The sequence below is a fragment of the Stenotrophomonas maltophilia genome (genome assembly GCF_025642255.1).
In the GTDB taxonomy this organism is placed as follows: domain Bacteria; phylum Pseudomonadota; class Gammaproteobacteria; order Xanthomonadales; family Xanthomonadaceae; genus Stenotrophomonas; species Stenotrophomonas maltophilia_P.
Genome location: NZ_CP106759.1, coordinates 450,952 through 466,255, shown reverse-complemented (window position 1 = coordinate 466,255; position 15,304 = coordinate 450,952). Strand labels below are relative to the sequence as shown.

17 protein-coding genes are annotated in these 15,304 nt (G+C 67.6%); 8 read left to right on the top strand and 9 right to left on the bottom strand.

The window, feature by feature from the left end; translation table 11 throughout:
* Nucleotides 1–22: 22 nt before the first annotated feature.
* Entirely contained in the window at nucleotides 23–1,093 is a 1,071-nt protein-coding gene (alr, locus tag N8888_RS02140; protein ID WP_263177213.1) for an alanine racemase, read from the bottom strand.
* A complete protein-coding gene (locus tag N8888_RS02135) occupies nucleotides 1,072–2,376 on the bottom strand; it encodes a D-amino acid dehydrogenase (protein WP_053518245.1) in 1,305 nt (434 codons plus the stop codon). Before N8888_RS02135 ends, alr begins: the two co-directional genes overlap by 22 nt.
* Nucleotides 2,377–2,525: 149 nt before the next feature.
* Between N8888_RS02135 and N8888_RS02130 the strand changes: the two genes are divergently transcribed.
* The gene (locus N8888_RS02130; RefSeq protein ID WP_053518243.1) at nucleotides 2,526–3,005 is read left to right on the top strand and encodes an Lrp/AsnC ligand binding domain-containing protein; all 480 of its coding nucleotides are present in this window, start codon (nucleotides 2,526–2,528) and stop codon (nucleotides 3,003–3,005) included.
* A gap of 45 nt (nucleotides 3,006–3,050) precedes the next feature.
* Here the strand turns inward: N8888_RS02130 and N8888_RS02125 are convergent, their stop codons facing one another.
* Both N8888_RS02125 and N8888_RS02120 read right to left on the bottom strand, forming a co-directional pair.
* Nucleotides 3,051–3,212 carry a lana protein gene (locus tag N8888_RS02125; protein WP_429000973.1) on the bottom strand — a complete coding sequence of 54 codons (162 nt, stop codon included), beginning with the start codon at nucleotides 3,210–3,212 and terminating at the stop codon, nucleotides 3,051–3,053.
* Between the two features lie 167 nt (nucleotides 3,213–3,379).
* Entirely contained in the window at nucleotides 3,380–3,754 is a 375-nt protein-coding gene (locus tag N8888_RS02120) for a classical arabinogalactan protein 4 (protein WP_111186593.1), read from the bottom strand.
* 140 nt (nucleotides 3,755–3,894) lie between these two features.
* Here N8888_RS02120 and msrB point away from each other — a divergent pair, with 140 nt between their 5' ends.
* The 5 genes from msrB (at nucleotide 3,895) to N8888_RS02095 (ending at nucleotide 7,170) form a co-directional block, all read left to right on the top strand.
* Nucleotides 3,895–4,362 (top strand): peptide-methionine (R)-S-oxide reductase MsrB, encoded by a 468-nt coding sequence (gene msrB, locus N8888_RS02115; protein WP_197600638.1) that lies wholly within the window; start codon nucleotides 3,895–3,897, stop codon nucleotides 4,360–4,362.
* A gap of 92 nt (nucleotides 4,363–4,454) precedes the next feature.
* A complete protein-coding gene (motA, locus tag N8888_RS02110) occupies nucleotides 4,455–5,309 on the top strand; it encodes a flagellar motor stator protein MotA (RefSeq protein ID WP_053518236.1) in 855 nt (284 codons plus the stop codon).
* Between the two features lie 3 nt (nucleotides 5,310–5,312).
* The gene (gene motB / locus N8888_RS02105; RefSeq protein WP_053518234.1) at nucleotides 5,313–6,251 is read left to right on the top strand and encodes a flagellar motor protein MotB; all 939 of its coding nucleotides are present in this window, start codon (nucleotides 5,313–5,315) and stop codon (nucleotides 6,249–6,251) included.
* A 126-nt stretch (nucleotides 6,252–6,377) separates the two neighbouring features.
* Nucleotides 6,378–6,881: a hypothetical protein gene (locus tag N8888_RS02100; RefSeq protein ID WP_065175386.1), complete on the top strand. Its 504-nt coding sequence runs from the start codon at nucleotides 6,378–6,380 to the stop codon at nucleotides 6,879–6,881.
* 13 nt (nucleotides 6,882–6,894) lie between these two features.
* On the top strand, nucleotides 6,895–7,170 hold the full coding sequence (locus tag N8888_RS02095) for a DUF4031 domain-containing protein (RefSeq protein ID WP_111186594.1): 276 nt from the start codon (nucleotides 6,895–6,897) through the stop codon (nucleotides 7,168–7,170).
* A gap of 139 nt (nucleotides 7,171–7,309) precedes the next feature.
* Here the strand turns inward: N8888_RS02095 and N8888_RS02090 are convergent, their stop codons facing one another.
* Complete coding sequence (locus N8888_RS02090) at nucleotides 7,310–7,852, bottom strand: DUF6630 family protein (RefSeq protein WP_053520273.1); 543 nt, start codon at nucleotides 7,850–7,852, stop codon at nucleotides 7,310–7,312.
* Between the two features lie 89 nt (nucleotides 7,853–7,941).
* On the opposite strand from N8888_RS02090, the gene N8888_RS02085 reads away from it, so the two are divergent.
* The gene (locus N8888_RS02085; protein ID WP_053520274.1) at nucleotides 7,942–8,190 is read left to right on the top strand and encodes a DUF3297 family protein; all 249 of its coding nucleotides are present in this window, start codon (nucleotides 7,942–7,944) and stop codon (nucleotides 8,188–8,190) included.
* 62 nt (nucleotides 8,191–8,252) lie between these two features.
* Here N8888_RS02085 and N8888_RS02080 read toward each other — a convergent pair whose 3' ends face one another.
* The 3 genes from N8888_RS02080 to N8888_RS02070 all read right to left on the bottom strand — a co-directional run bounded on the left by N8888_RS02080 (nucleotide 8,253) and on the right by N8888_RS02070 (nucleotide 11,242).
* On the bottom strand, nucleotides 8,253–9,896 hold the full coding sequence (locus tag N8888_RS02080) for a Na+/H+ antiporter (RefSeq protein WP_053520275.1): 1,644 nt from the start codon (nucleotides 9,894–9,896) through the stop codon (nucleotides 8,253–8,255).
* A 115-nt stretch (nucleotides 9,897–10,011) separates the two neighbouring features.
* Nucleotides 10,012–10,800 carry a dioxygenase family protein gene (locus N8888_RS02075; RefSeq protein ID WP_263177205.1) on the bottom strand — a complete coding sequence of 263 codons (789 nt, stop codon included), beginning with the start codon at nucleotides 10,798–10,800 and terminating at the stop codon, nucleotides 10,012–10,014.
* Nucleotides 10,801–10,831: 31 nt separating this feature from the next.
* Nucleotides 10,832–11,242 (bottom strand): DoxX family protein, encoded by a 411-nt coding sequence (locus N8888_RS02070; RefSeq protein WP_053520277.1) that lies wholly within the window; start codon nucleotides 11,240–11,242, stop codon nucleotides 10,832–10,834.
* A 95-nt stretch (nucleotides 11,243–11,337) separates the two neighbouring features.
* On the opposite strand from N8888_RS02070, the gene N8888_RS02065 reads away from it, so the two are divergent.
* Nucleotides 11,338–12,219, top strand: coding sequence for a LysR family transcriptional regulator (locus tag N8888_RS02065; RefSeq protein ID WP_053520278.1), 882 nt, complete (start codon nucleotides 11,338–11,340; stop codon nucleotides 12,217–12,219).
* 66 nt (nucleotides 12,220–12,285) lie between these two features.
* Here N8888_RS02065 and N8888_RS02060 read toward each other — a convergent pair whose 3' ends face one another.
* Nucleotides 12,286–15,237, bottom strand: coding sequence for a bifunctional diguanylate cyclase/phosphodiesterase (locus N8888_RS02060; protein WP_263177201.1), 2,952 nt, complete (start codon nucleotides 15,235–15,237; stop codon nucleotides 12,286–12,288).
* Between the last annotated feature and the right edge of the window lie 67 nt (nucleotides 15,238–15,304).

Sequence of the window (15,304 nt, the reverse complement as noted above, 5' to 3'; positions counted from 1 at the left end):
CCGGGCCATGCCCGGCGGCGCATCAATCGCGGTAGACGCGGGCGACCCGCTTGACCGCGCAGGGCAGCTGGTAGGCGCTCACCCCGCAACGTGGCGCCAGTTCCGAAAGCGTCGGGGCCTGCCCCCACAGTTCCACCACACTGCCAACGCCGGCCTGTGCATGTGCGGTCAGGTCCACCGTCAGCATGTCCATCGAAACCCGACCGATCAGCACGCCAGGCTGGTCGTCGATCAGTACCGGGGTGCCGTTCGGCGCGAACTGGGGATAGCCGTCGGCATAGCCCAGGGCCACCACGCCCACGCGTGTACGCGCCTTGGCCACGAAGCGCGCGCCATATCCCACCGGCTCACCGGCTTCGATCCAGCGCTCGGCAATCACCTTGGACTGCATGGTCATCACCGGGCGCAGCCGCGCGGTCAGATCCGTGTCGTCCGGCATCGGGTTGGCGCCGTACAGCATGAGCCCCGGGCGCACCCAGTCGCTGCGCACGTCGGGCCACCCAAGCAGGGCCGGCGAATTGCACACGCTGGTCTCACCCTGCAGGCCCTCGATTGCACGCGCGAAGGTGGCGGCCTGCTCGTGGGTACGTTCGCTGTCCAGTTCATCGGCACGCGCCAGATGGGTCATCAGCACGATCCGCTCCACCTGCGGCATCGCCTGCAGGCGCGCGTGTGCGGCGCGGAAGGTCTCCACGTCCAGACCCAGGCGATGCATGCCGCTGTCCAGCTTCAGCCAGACCGTCAACGGATGCGGGCTGTCGAAGGCAGCCAGCGCTTCCAGCTGCCACGGCGAGCCGACCGAGAACCACAGCGAATGCTCGGCCACCAGCGCCATCTCGCTGGCTTCGAAAATGCCTTCCAACAGCAGGATGGGCGCGCGGATACCGGCCTTGCGCAGCTCCAGCGCCTCTTCGATGGTCGCCACCCCGAAGCCGTCGGCCTCGTCTTCCAGGGCCTGCGCGCAGCGCACGGCGCCATGGCCATAGGCATCGGCCTTGATGATCGCCAGCGCCTTGCCGCCCCCCAGCTCGCGGGCCAGCCGGTAGTTGCTGCGCAGCGCGTGCAGATCGATCAGCGCGCGGGCAGGACGCATGTGCGGCTCTCGTGTTGCGGGGCATGGCCGAACTGGCCGTAGCGGAAGATGTCCAGGCCTTCAGTGCTGATCTGTGGCTGGCGTGCACTCATCAGGTCGGCCAGGTAGCGACCTGAACCACACGCCATGGTCCAGCCCAGGGTGCCGTGACCGGTGTTGAGATACAGGTTGCGGAAGGGCGTGGCGCCGATCACCGGCGTGCCATCCGGCGTGGCCGGGCGCAGGCCGGTCCAGAACTGCGCGCGCGACAGGTCCCCGCCCTTCGGGTAAAGGTCACGAACCACCAGCTCCAGGGTCTCGCGGCGACGCGGTGACAGCGACAGGTCGAAACCGGCCACTTCGGCCATGCCACCGACACGGATGCGGTTGTCGAAGCGGGTTACAGCAACCTTGTAGCTCTCATCGAGGATGGTCGAGGTCGGAGCCATGGCCGGATCGGTGATCGGCAGGGTCAACGAATACCCCTTCAGCGGGTACACCGGCAGGCGCATGCCCAGCGGCGCGACCAGCGCCGGCGAGTAACTGCCCAGCGCGACCACATAGCGGTCGGCAGTCTCCAGCTTGCCGGCGATGCGCACGCCGGTGATGCGCTCTCCATCCGACTCGATGGCGCTGATGTCCTGGTCGAAGCGGAACTCGACACCGGCGTCGGTGCACATCTGCGCCAGGCGGCGGGTGAACAGCTGGCAGTCGCCGGTCTGGTCGCGCGGCAGGCGCAGCGCACCGACCAGGCCATCAACATGGGCCAGCGCCGGCTCCGCGGCGATGATGCCGGCGCGATCCAGCACTTCGTACGGCACGCCATAGCGGGCCAGGATCTCGATGTCCTGTGCCGAGGCATCCAGCTGCTGCTGGGTGCGGAACAGCTGGGTGGTCCCCAGGTCGCGCCCCTCGAACTCGATGCCGATCTGCGCGCGCAGCTCGTTCAGGCAATCGCGGCTGTACTCGGACATGCGCACCATGCGCGCCTTGTTGATCGCATAGCGCTCGTGGGTGCAGTTGCGCAGCATCTGCCACAGCCAGCGGTACTGGGCCAGATCCATGCCGGGACGGATCGCCAGCGGTGCATGCTTCTCGAACAGCCAGCCGATCGCCTTCTTCGGCACGCCGGGCGCGGCCCAGGGCGAGGTGTAGCCGAATGACAGCTGGCCGGCATTGGCGAAACTGGTCTCCAGCGCGGGGCCGGGCTGGCGGTCGACGACCGTGACATCAAACCCGGCCTGTCGCAGGTACCAGGCACTGGTGGTGCCGATCACGCCGCTGCCGAGAACTAGGACTCGCATGGAAATTCTCCAACCCGATCATTCCCTGCGTTTGAGCACGCCAGGGCCATAATCGGGGAAGTATATTCTTCCATTCATAGGCAATTTGCCTGTTTTTCACGCTGCGGGCAAGATGTTTCCCCGTGATTCACTTCCCCAGGTTGACGCCCATGGCCGCCCGCCCCCGTGAACTGGACAAGATCGACCGCAGGATCCTGCGCATCCTCCAGGCCGAAGGCCGCATTTCCTTTACCGAGCTGGGCGAGCGCGTGGGCCTGTCGACCACCCCGTGCACCGAGCGCGTGCGCCGGCTGGAGCGCGAGGGCGTGATCACCGGCTATCACGCTCACCTGGATCCCACGGCGCTGAAAGCCAGCCTGCTGGTGTTCGTGGAGATCAGCCTGGCCTACAAGTCCGGCGACATCTTCGAGGAGTTCCGGCGCGCGGCGCTGAAGCTGCCGAACGTGCTCGAGTGCCATCTGGTGTCCGGCGACTTCGACTACCTGCTGAAGGCGCGGATCAGCGAGATGGCCTCCTACCGCAAACTGCTGGGCAGCACCCTGTTGACCCTGCCGCACGTGCGCGAATCGAAGAGCTACATCGTCATGGAAGAGGTCAAGGAGACGCTCAGCCTGCCGATTCCGGAATGAAGGGCCAGAGCCCGCGCTGCGGGTTCCGGCCCTGTTCCAGGGGCGTCAGCGCTGCTGCGGGTGCTTCATCGAGCCCTGCTGCTGGCGTGTTTCCTGCTGCTTGCCGCCCTTCTGCGGCCGCTGCGGGTCCATCTGCTGCTGTTGCTGCTGCTGCGGCTTATGGCTCTGCGCTTCCTTGCCGGGATGACGGTTCTGCGGGTTCTTCATGATCGCGATCCAAAGGACGAAGGACATGCGACGGCGGGATGCCGGCGCAGGGCCACGGTGGTCCTGCGGCGGTTAATCACAGGCGAAAAAGCCGTGAGCGGCAGCAGTGTGTTTTCAGGCGTTCAGCCGGCGCGGTCACCACCCGCCGCGGGCGGTGGCGGACTGCCCTATGGCTTGACCTGCTGGCCACTGCCGGCCGGCACACTGTCGTAGTAGCGGCCGGTACGGGAGTCGAACACACGGTTCGGGCCGACCGGCTTGACGCCGGGAACGATGCGCCCGTTGCGGTCATAGACCTTGTCCGGCAGCTTCGGCGCCGGCGTCGGCACCACCTGCGCCGGGCCGGTGGACTTGATCGGCTGCGTCGGCTGCGGTGACGGCAGGACCTGCGGCTGCGGTCTTGCCGGCTGTGGGGGCGGCGGCACCGGCGCTGGCGCCACGGTGGTGGTGCTGCGGGTGGTGGTCGGCGATGTGGTGGGCACCTGGGCCTGTGCCGACAGGGGCAGCAGAGCCGACAGCACCCAGATGGAAAGGGTCTTCATGGCACGCTCCAGCAGGAATCCTCCCCACCATGCGCCCGCGCCCGTGTGCCGCCCATGAACGCAGCTCACACTTGCAAGACGGCGGTCACACCCCCACGTCTGCAGGCATCCCCAGGCCATCGACCCCACGGAGAGCCAGCATGAGTGCCTTCGACCTGACGCCCCCTGCCGCCTCCCAGACCGACACCCTGGTCGCCGGCCTCAGCAGCGAAGAACGCCGCGTGCTGCTGCAGCACGGCACCGAAGCACCGTTCTGTGGCGTGTTCCTGGACAACAAGCGTGAGGGTGTCTACTGCTGCCGGCTGTGTGGGCTGCCCCTGTTCCGCTCCAGCACCAAGTTCGATTCCGGCACCGGTTGGCCGAGCTTCTTCGCCCCCTACGACGCGGCACACGTGCGTGAGATCCGCGATACCAGCCACGGCATGATCCGCACCGAGATCACCTGCGCCCGCTGTGGCAGCCACCTCGGCCACGTGTTCCCGGACGGGCCGCCGCCCACCCATGAGCGCCACTGCCTGAACTCCGTCTCACTTTCGTTTGCCGGCAACGGCGAGGCCTGGCCCAACCCGTTGCAGCGTGGCGGTGCGGAAAGCGGCGTGGCGGGCTGAGACAACCCCGCCGACCGGTTTCACAGAATTCCCTCTTCAGAAATCCGCAGGGTGGGCCGACAAGGAGATATCCCCCCTCTCTGCGTTGCCCCATGCTCATCATCGTTGGATTCCTGGTCGTCATCATCAGCGTGATCGGGGGCTACCTCGGTGCCCACGGCCGCCTGGGGGCTCTCTGGCAGCCCTACGAACTGGTCATCATCGGCGGTGCCGCGCTGGGTGCGTTCCTGGTCGGCACCCCGGCCAAGACGGTCAAGCAGACGCTGCAGGCCATCGTCGGCGTGTTCAAGGGCCCGCGCTACAAGCAGCAGGACTACATCGACGTCCTCAGCCTGCTCTACGAACTGCTCAACAAGGCGCGCCGGGAAGGCTTCATGGCGCTGGAGGACCATGTCGAACGCCCGGCCGAGAGCGCCGTGTTCGGCAACTATCCGAAGGTGCAGGCCGACCACCACCTGATCGATTTCATCACCGACTGCCTGCGCCTGATGATCGGCAGCAACATCGAGCCGCATGAACTGGAGCCGCTGCTCGAACTGGAGCTGGAAAAGCACCACGCCGAAGCGATGGCCCCGTCGCAGGTGCTGACCAAGGTGGCCGACGGATTGCCCGGTTTCGGCATCGTCGCGGCGGTGCTGGGCATCGTCATCACCATGGGCTCGATCGGCGGCGACATCGTCGAGGTCGGCGGCCATGTCGCCGGTGCACTGGTCGGCACCTTCCTGGGCATCCTGCTCGGTTACGGGTTCGTCGGCCCGATGGCAGCGGCGATGGAAGCACGTGCCGAGCAGGACAGCCGCATCTACGAATCGGTGAAGACCGCACTGCTGGCCTGCCTGCGCGGTTACAACCCGAAGATCGCGCTGGAATTCGCCCGCAAGACGTTGCCGTCGAACGTGCGCCCGGCCTTCTCCGATTTCGAGCAGCACCTGAAGACGGTCAAGTAAGCCATGGCCGAGAGCAAACCCACCGTCATCGTCCGCAAGGTCAGGAAGGCCGGCCATGCCGCCCACCATGGCGGCTCGTGGAAGGTGGCCTATGCCGACTTCGTGACCGCGATGATGGCCTTCTTCCTGGTGCTGTGGCTGATGGCCACCACCAGCAAGAACGATCGTGCGGCCATTTCCGAATACTTCCGCAACCCCAGCCCGCTCAGTGGCCAGAGCGCCACGCCGGCCCCGGGCATGGCCGGGCCGGGCGGTGCCAGCACGTCGATGATCAAGCTCGGCGGCGCCACCGACATCTCGCGTGGCAGCAGCAACGATCCCTTCCAGAACCAGCAGGAAGCCGTGCCGCACCCGGTGGACCAGCAGCAGCGCGACAAGCAGCAGCTGGAACAGCTGATGAAGGAACTGCAGGAAGCGATCAGCCGCAGCCAGGCGCTGGAGCCGTTCAAGGACCAGCTGCTGCTGGACCTGACCCCGGAAGGCCTGCGCATCCAGATCGTGGACAAGCAGAACCGGCCCATGTTCGACCTCGGCAGTGCCACGCTCAAGCCGTACACGCAGCAGATCCTGCATGAGCTGGCCGAGTACCTGAACCACGTGCCGAACCGGATCAGCCTGACCGGCCACACCGACATCACCGCCTACACCGCCGCCCGCGGCTACGGCAACTGGGAACTGAGCGCCGACCGCGCCAATGCGGCCCGCCGCGCCCTGATCGATGGCGGACTGGAGGACAGCAAGATCACCCGCGTGGTCGGCCTGTCCTCCTCGGTGCTGTTCGACCGGGCCGACCCGCAGAACCCGATCAACCGCCGCATCAGCATCGTGGTGATGACCCGCGCCGCCGAGCAGGCCGCGCTGGCCGGCGCCGGTCCACAGGTGGGTCTGTCGGCGCCGGTCATCGACGCGGACGTACAGGCGGCGCAGGGTGAGGCAAAGTAGACGGTGGGTGCGGACCTTGGTCCGCACATCCGGGAAAGCATGCGGACCAAGGTCCGCACCCACCAGGGGCATGGCCCGGCGCACCCGGTACAATGGGGGTCTTTCCGTTTTCAGGTGACACCCCCGATGTCCAAGTCTTCCAAGGCCAAGCGCGACCAGCGCAAGAAGCAGCAGGCCAAGCGCCCGTTCCTCCGTCTGAACGCCCAGCAGCAGGTGCAGAACCACGCCGTGCTGACCAGCGAGGACGGCCAGGTGGTCGCCGCCATCGGCCTGCAGGGTCGCGAGTGGCTGCTGGCCATCGGCGGTCAGACCATGGGCAATGCCGAGAACCCGGTGCCGATGCTGGCCATGCTCAAGCACCTGGCCAACGTGCAGGAGAAGGAAGGCCGCAAGGTCAGCCTGGAGTATTCCGAACTGCTGCAGAAGCTGCTGGATACCCTGGCCGCCGAAGCGGGCCAGACCGCCGACGAGTACCTGGACGCGCTGGTCGCCGAGTTCGAAGGCGTGGAAGCAGAGGGCGAGACCGCTGAAGGCGATGTGGCCGAAGAAGCCAGCGCTGCCGAAGGTACCGCTGACGCCGAGGCTGCTCCGGCCGCCGACGCCGACGCCGACGGCAAGCCGCAGGCCTGATCCGGCCGCGGCGGTGACGGTCTACGTCGATGACGCAGTGCATGCCTGGCGCGACCAGCGCTGGGCGCATCTGATGGCCGACACCCTGGCCGAGCTGCACGCCATGGCGGCGCAGCTCGGCATCCCCCGCCGGGCCTTCCAGAACAAGGCCAGCGGCGCGCACTACGACGTCACCACCGAGCTGCGCGCACAGGCGATCGCACTGGGTGCCGTGGCGATTTCACGGCACACGGACCGCGCACAGGTGAAAGCGGTGATCGCCAACGCGCGGGCGCAGTACCGGCCGTAGGCCGCAGCGCCCCCGCCGGGCATGGCCCGGCGCTACCTTGCGTGCTGGATGCGTGTGCCTCCGCCGGGCATGGCCCGGCGCTACCTTGCGTGCCGGGATGGGGTAGCGCCGGGCCATGCCCGGCGAACCGGGATGACGCTCAGAACGGGTCGCTGCCCAGGCGGATTTCCACGTTCAGCAGCGAGCACAGCGCCAGCATGGCGTCGTCGTCACGGGTCAGTGCCATCCAGCCGGTGAAACCCGCGCTGCCGGCATCCACGCTCCACAGCGTGTAGTTGTGCTCGCGCAGGCGGTCGAAGGCGGTGGACATCAGCTGCACGCCATCCAGGTCTTCGGTGAAATCCTCATCGTCCAGGTCGCCGCCCCAGTCAAGCTGCAGGTTGAAGCGCGCGGACAGCTCGTTCACCGCCGATATCAGCGTTTCCAGGTCATCCCGCTCCACCTCGAAGCCGGATTGCCAGCCGATCGCGGACAGCAGTGGCGGCAGCCAATCGGCGTCTGCTTCCAGCGGTTCGCCGGCTTCGGCCAGCAGCTCGCGCCAGCGGTTGAACTGCTGCAGCGCCAGCTCCTCGTCGCCCGGGTTGATCAGTACCAGCAGGTTCCAGACCCGCGCTTCGAAGCCATCCTCGTCGAAATCATGGACGTCCTCCTCGAAGTCGAAGTAGTCGCTGTTGTCGGGCATGGCGGGAACTCCTTGGGGCAGGCCGGCATTCTACGGTTTATCCTGTATCGCTGAAGCCGGCCTTGGTGGCCGTCACTGTGAATGATGCGATGAGCGATACCCCTCCCGACCACCTGGCGATCAATCCGGCCAGCCCCTTCCATGATGCGCAGGCGCTGGAGCGCGGCGTCGGCGTGCGCTTCAACGACGTCGAGCGCGACAACGTCGAGGAATACTCGGTCAGCGAAGGCTGGATCCGCGTGCAGGCCGGCAAGGCCCGTGACCGTCGCGGCAACCCGATGACAATCAAGGTCAAAGGCAAGGTCGAGGCCTACTTCCTCGACCAGAAGCCGGCCTGACGGAGCCCGGGGTCAGATCCCTTTCCGCGGGAAAGGGATCCGACCCCGATGCACAGGGCCGGTCACTCGCGCTTGCGCGACTCCAGCAGATCCAGGTTGCGGATCAGGCGCCGCGAGATCTCGTCGGAGATCACGCCGCGCCGGGTGAGGCGGAACAGTTCCTCGCGCTCGGCAGTGAGGCCGGCGCTGCGCAACTGGCGATAGCCCTCCTCCATCCGCTTCACCTTCTCCGGATCCACGTCCGGGTTCTCGCGATCCAGGTGCCGCTGATACAGCAGGCTGACCCGCGAGGCCGCGTCGTTGTACAACTGCACGTTCTCGGTGTTCTGGTTAAGCACCAGCTGCTGCCGCTTGCGCTCCACCCCGGCCAGCGCGGCCTTCGAGGACAACCGGCGGGCCAGATCCTCTTCCTTGCGCTCACCGGAGTCGGCCGGCAACTGCAGGCCCTTCAGCAGCTGCGGCAGCGCCACGCTGGCGCCGACCAGCGAGAACAGGATCACCGCTGCAGCCAGGAAGATCACCAGGTCGCGTGCGGGGAACGGGCTGCCATCGGGCAGGAACAGTGGCAGCGTCAGCACGCCGGCCAGGGTGATCGCACCGCGCACGCCCGCCACCGAGGTGGCCACCACGATGCGCCAGTTCGGCGCCTCGCCCCGCTCCAGGCCACGCCGACGCGCACGCAGCAGGTTCCAGCGCAGTGACAGCCACACCCACAGCAGGCGCAGGGCGATCAGGCTGGCATTGATCACCAGCACGTACACCAGCAGCCACCACGCGCTCTGGTGACCGGTCTCGTTCATCGTGGTGGTTGCACGCTCGACGATGCCCGGCAACTGCTCGCCCAGCAGCACGAACATGATGCCGTTGAAGCTGAACTGCAGCATGTTCCACACGCCCGCGCGCTGCACGCGCATGCTGCCGGAAACACGGCCGGTCATTTCCACGTAGCTCATCGAGATGCCGGCCGCGACCGCCGCGAGGATGCCCGAGGCATTGATCTCTTCGGCCAGCAGGTAGGCCGCGAACGGGATCAGCAGGTTGACCAGCATCGCCGCACCCGGCTCTTCACCGAAACGGCGCCACAACCAACGCTGGAAGGTCGACACGCCCAGCGTCACCGCCACGCCCACCGCCAGGCCCGCCACCGCCACCCACAGGAAGGTCAGCGAAGCGGTGGCCAGCGAGAAGGTACCGGTCATCACCGCCGCCACCGCGAAGCGGAAGCAGACCAGACCGGAGGCGTCGTTGAGCAGTGATTCGCCCTCGAGGATGTGCATCAGCCGCTTGGGAATGGGGGCCTTGGAGGCGATCGCTCCAACGGCCACCGGATCGGTCGGCGAAACAATCGCCGCCAGCGCGAAGCACACCGCCAGCGGCATCACCGGGATCATCCAGTGGATCAGCAGGCCGGCGCCGATGACGGTGAACACCACCAGGCCGAACGCCAGCTCGAGAATCGCGCCCTTGTCGCGGAACAGGCCCTGCTTGGGGATGCGCCAGCCGTCAAGGAACAGCAGGGGCGGCAGGAACAGCAGGAAGAACACTTCCGGCTCCAGCGCATGGCCGCGGTTGAACACACCGGCAATGACCGCGCCCAGACCGATCTGCACCAGTGGCAGCGGCAGTGAGAACGGCAGGACGCGGACGAGGTATCCGCTGGCGACGACCGCCACCAGCATCGCCAGCACGACTTCAATGGTATGCATGCTTCTTCCAGGAAGCGGCGCGCGGGGGGCATGAAGCCAGCGCCGGAAACCCGGAAAAAACTACCACAGGCGACCGCGGCTGCGACAACCGCAGCGATGCTGCGTCAGCACAGGCTCATGCCCCGTCGAAGCGGTAGATGTCCATCGCCAGGAAGCCGCCATCGACGCCGGCATCGATGCGACGTGCGCCGAAGCGGTCTTCACCGGCCGCACCCATCGCAAAGAACAGCGGCAACAGGTGTTCATCGGTGGGATGGGCGCGTTCGGCGAACGGTGCCTGCCGGCGGTAGTCCAACAGCGCCGGGCGATCATCGGCCGCCAGCCGCTGCTCTACCCACTCGATGAACGGCCGCACATAGGGCGCTTCCTTGCCGTCCTGGTAGTCGCCCCAGTCGTGCAGGTTGTGGGTGATGCTGCCCGAGCCGACCAGCAGCACGCCCTGTTCGCGCAGAGGTGCCAGCGCGCGGCCCAGCACAAACTGGTGCGCAGGCCCCAGCAACGGCTGGATCGATACCGGCACCACGGGAATGTCGGCCTGCGGACGCAGCAGGCGCAGCGGCACCCAGGCGCCGTGGTCGAGACCACGCTGGGTATCGATGGCCACCGGCAGGCCTGCCGCGGCGATGCGCCCGGCAATGTCTTCGGCCAGCGCCGGATCGCCCGGTGCCGGGTACTGCAGTTCAAACAGCGCGCGCGGGAAGCCGCCGAAGTCATGGAGGGTCGGCGGTTGCGGGTGGGCGCCGACCAACGGCTGCCGCCCCAGCCAGTGGGCCGAGGCGATGACGATGGCGCGCGGCGTGGGCAGGTCGCGCGCCAGTTCGGCCAGGCGCACGCCCACCTCGCCCGGCTGCAGCGCAGTCATCGGTGAACCGTGCGAGATGTACAGCGAAGGCAGGCGGGACATGGAATTCTCCGTTTGCAGTATCAGCCAGCGCTCAACGCGAACGCAGGGTCCAGCGACCGTCACCGACCAGGAACAGCACCACCAGCGCCAGCGCCCAGAAGGCCGGGTACTCCCAGCCACCGCCGGCATTGGCAAAGCCGAAGCCGTTCGCGCCGTGCACGGTGACGATGGTGCCCAGCAACAGGGGCACACCGGCCAGCCCGACCCAGCGCGCGTAGATTCCGAGCAGCAGGGCTGCGGAAATCACCAGTTCTGCCGCGAGGGTGAGGTAACCCAGCACACCCGGCAGACCGAGCGACTCGAAGAACGCCGCGGTGCCGGCCGGGGTGAACACCAGCAGCTTGGTCAGCCCATGGATCAGGAACAGGACGCCGAGGGCCAGGCGTAGCAGCGTCGCGCCATAGGGCGCCAGCGGGGGAGCGGAAGCAGCAGAGGTCGTCATGGCGGGGCCTCGAAAGGGAAGAAGCACAGCTTATTGCGCCGACCGATGCCGATAAATACGATGATTCGACCGTATTTATTTCATAAGGCGCAACAATGGACACTTTGGACGCCATGCGTGTGTTCGTGGCCGTGGTCGAGCGCAATGGCTTCAGTGCGGCCGCCCAGGCACTGGATATGTCCACCGCCGGCGTCACCCGGCAGGTTGCGGCGCTTGAGAAGCGCCTGTCGACGCGGCTGCTCCACCGCACCACCCGCCGGGTCAGCCCGACCAGTGCCGGCGCCGCCTACTACGCGCAGTGCGTGCGCCTGCTGGCGGAGTTCGACGCACTGGAGGCCAGCATCGGCGCACAGGCACTGGAACCGTCCGGCCTGCTGCGCATCAATGCGCCGGTCAGCTGGGGCATCGCCCGTCTCGGCCCGCTGCTGGCCGGCTTCCGCGAGCGGTTCCCGCAGGTGGAACTGGACCTGGCCCTGTCCGACCGCCTGGTGGACATGGTCGAAGAAGGCTACGACGTGGCCATCCGCATCACCCGCGAGCCCGGGCCCACGTTGATCGCGCGTCGCCTGGGCGAATCGCGGATCAGTCTGTGCGCGGCGCCCTCCTACCTGGCTGCGCACGGCACGCCGGCCACGCCGCAGGCACTGCAGGATCACGCATGCCTGGGCTACAGCTACTGGGCCGGCGGCGACCAGTGGCCACTGCACGGCCCCGGAGGCGACGTCCAGGTCACGGTGAACAGCGTGCTGCGCGCCAACAACGGCGACGTGCTGCGCGAGGCGGCCATTGCTGGCATGGGCGTGATCCTGCAACCGGATTTCCTGCTCCAGGAGGCGCTGGCCGACGGCCGCCTGGTGCGCATCCTGCCGGACTGGGAAGCGGCGCCGATCGGCATCTTCGCCGTCTACACCAGTCGCAGCCACCTGGCGCCGAAGGTGCGCAGCTTCATCGATTACCTGGTGGAGGCCGGGATCTGACCGCGCCACTGGACAACACCCGTGACACGCGGGCGCAAGGCCGTGCCCGGCGAGCCGCAACATGGGCTAGACAGCGACCTCGTCCAGCATGCCGATGATCCGCTCCAGAGGGGCCGGACGTCCCAGCAGGTAGCCCTGCACCTGGTCGCAGCCGTGCGCGGCCAGCCAGTCGAGCTGCCCCGGCGTTTCCACGCCTTCGGCAATGATGGTCAGGCCCATGCTGTGGCCCAGCGACAGCAGCGCCCTGCAGATCGATGCGTTGCGCGGATTGGTCTCCACGTCGGCGACGAAGCTGCGGTCGATCTTGAGGATGTCCAGCGGCAGGTGCTGCAGGTAGGACATGCTGGAGTAGCCGGTACCGAAATCATCCAGCGACACGCAGATGCCCTGCTCGTGCAGGCGCTGCATGGTCTGCATCGCCTGCGCCGGCTTGCGCATCAGGCTGCTCTCGGTCAGCTCCACATGCAGCGCGCCGCGGGCCAGGCCGAAGTCCTGCTGGGCACGGGTGAACTCGGCCACCAGGTCGCTGTTGAAGAACTGCACGGCCGACACGTTCACCGCGATCGGCAGATCGCCCCAACCCGCCTCCACCAGGCGCCGCTGCGCCTGGGCCGCCGCACGGATCACCCAGCGCCCCAGGGCCAGGATCAGGCCGGTGTCCTCGCACAGCTGGATGAACTCGTTGGGAGGAATGAAGCTGCCATCGGCTTGCGGCCAGCGCAGCAATGCCTCCAGTGCCGCCGGACTGCCGTCGCTGGCGTGCCGGATCGGCTGGAAGTACAGCTGGAACTCGCTGTCGATCGCCGCATGGATGCGCCCGGCCAGGCGCAGGCGATCAGCCAGGCGCGTGGTCACCGCAGCGTCGAACCAGGCCACCACATCCCCTTCGGCGCGCGCGGCGTGCGCCGCCTGTGCCGCCATGCCGATCACCTGCTCGGCGCTGTGGCCATCATCTGCCGTGTGAACCGCCACGCCGATGCGCGGCTCGAACTGGTGCAGCGAATCCTTGCCACGCATTGGTGCCGACACGATCTGCAGCAGATCGTCGAGTACGCGCCGGGTGTCATGCGCGGCGCCGATGGCGAACACGAAATCTTCCGCCGGCTGGAAGGCCAGCGCGCCGTAACGTGCCGCCAGCACAGCCAGGCGCGAGGCCATCGACTGCAGCACCGCATCGCCGATCTCCCGGCCCAGCGTGTCGGCCACCAGCTGCAGGCCACGCAGCTGCACGAAGGCGATGGTATAGCCCTCCGCCTGGGCATCCAGCTGCTCGGTCAGCGCGCGCACGTTGAGCAGCCCGGTCGCCGGGTTGTGCCGCGCCTGGTAAGCCAGGTCGCGCTCATAGGCCATCCGCTCGCTGACATCCTCGGCCAGTACCAGGCAGGCCGGCTGGCCATCGAAATCCAGCCGGGACAAATGCGCGCGCACTTCGAACACACTGCCATCCTTGCGCCGGTGCAGGCGCACGGCAGCATCGGGAAGGTCGCCCACGCGCGCCCGCGCGATGGCTCCCTTGACCTCGTCCCACCCTTCCCGCGGCCGGATGTCGAGGATGCTCATGGTGAGGAATTCCTCACGGCTGTAGCCGTACTGCCGCACGGCCGCATCGTTGACCTCGATGAAGCGCAGCGTGTCCGGATCGAACACCCAGAACGGCGCAGGATTGCGGTCGAACAGCAGGCGGAAGCGCCGTTCGACCTGGTTCATCTGTTCACGGACCTGATACCGCTCGCTGAGATCGGTGAGCGCGCCGATCATGCGCCGCTGGCGATCGGCCACCGGCACGCGCTGGCCCCGCGCGCCGACCCAGCGCACCGCACCCCCCGGCAGCACCAGGCGGAATACCTCATCCATCACCGCGTTGCCGGCAAATGCCTGGTCAAACGCCTTCTGCAGCCGTGCGGCATCATCGCGGTGCACCCGGGCAAAGAAATCGGCCACCGGCAGCGCGTCGGTCTGTACGCCGAAGATCTCGCGTGCCAGCGGTGACCAGCGCAGCAGTGCAGCGTCCTCATCGACATACCAGGTGCAGACCCGCCCGACCTGGTGGGCCAGCCGCAGTTCCGCATTGCCGGCCTGCAGTTCCTCGGCCATCGATTGCTGCCGGCGGATCGTTCGCCGGACGGCGAACAACAGCACCAGCAGCACGGCCACATAGACCAGCACGATGGCCACCGATGCCTGCAGGTAGGGCCACCACGGCGCCAGCACGTCCTTTTCGGCCAGGCCCACCTGCACCGCCAGCGGGTTGCGTTCCAGCGTACTGATGGTGGTGATGCGCGGCACGCCGTCGACCACGCCGGGCATGTTCCCCAGTTCGATCACCGCCTGCCTGCCGAGCAGATCGCGCCCGGGCAGCTCGTAGCGGTGTCCGACCGTGCCATGCGGATCGGGCACGCGCGCCAACATGTAGCCTTCGGCATCACTGATCGACACCAGGCCGTTCGGGCCCACGTCCAGCCCGCCGATGATGCGCTGCAGTTCGCCGCAGCGCAGGCGCGCCAGCAGCCAGCGGTCGTCGTCCAGCGGCAGCGCCAGCGGCACCACCCAGCCATCGTCGCTGCCCCGCTGCGGCGGCCCGATGTACAGCGCACTGCCAGGGCCGCGCCGTTGCGGATCGGTCCACAGGGGCAGCTGCAGGTCGCCCTGGCCCGCGGTCAGCGCACGTCCGTAGCTGTCTAGCACCACGATGCTGTGCAGCTCGGCGTGCCGTTGCAGCACGCCGGCCACGGCCGCATCGAGCAGCCGCGGTGCCTGTGCCGGCACGCTCCGGAACAGCTCGGCGGCGTCGGCGGAAATGCCGCCCATCGCCCGCTCCAGATTGCGCAGCTGCAATGCCAGCAGGCGCTCGCTGCCGACCGCCAGTGCCCGGCTCTGCCGCTGCGCCGCTTCCAACCGCCGATGGTGGTCATTGACCAGCATCATCGCCAGACCGGCCACCAGCAGCACGCCCAGCACCACCCCGCCCCAGGTGATGGCGCGCAGTGGCCGGGCCAACGCGCGTTTCAGCGCGGGCATCGGTGGGTGTTCCCTGTCCAGTCGGCTGGCTTCATGCGCGAACGATTCCTCCACATCCCCGACCTCA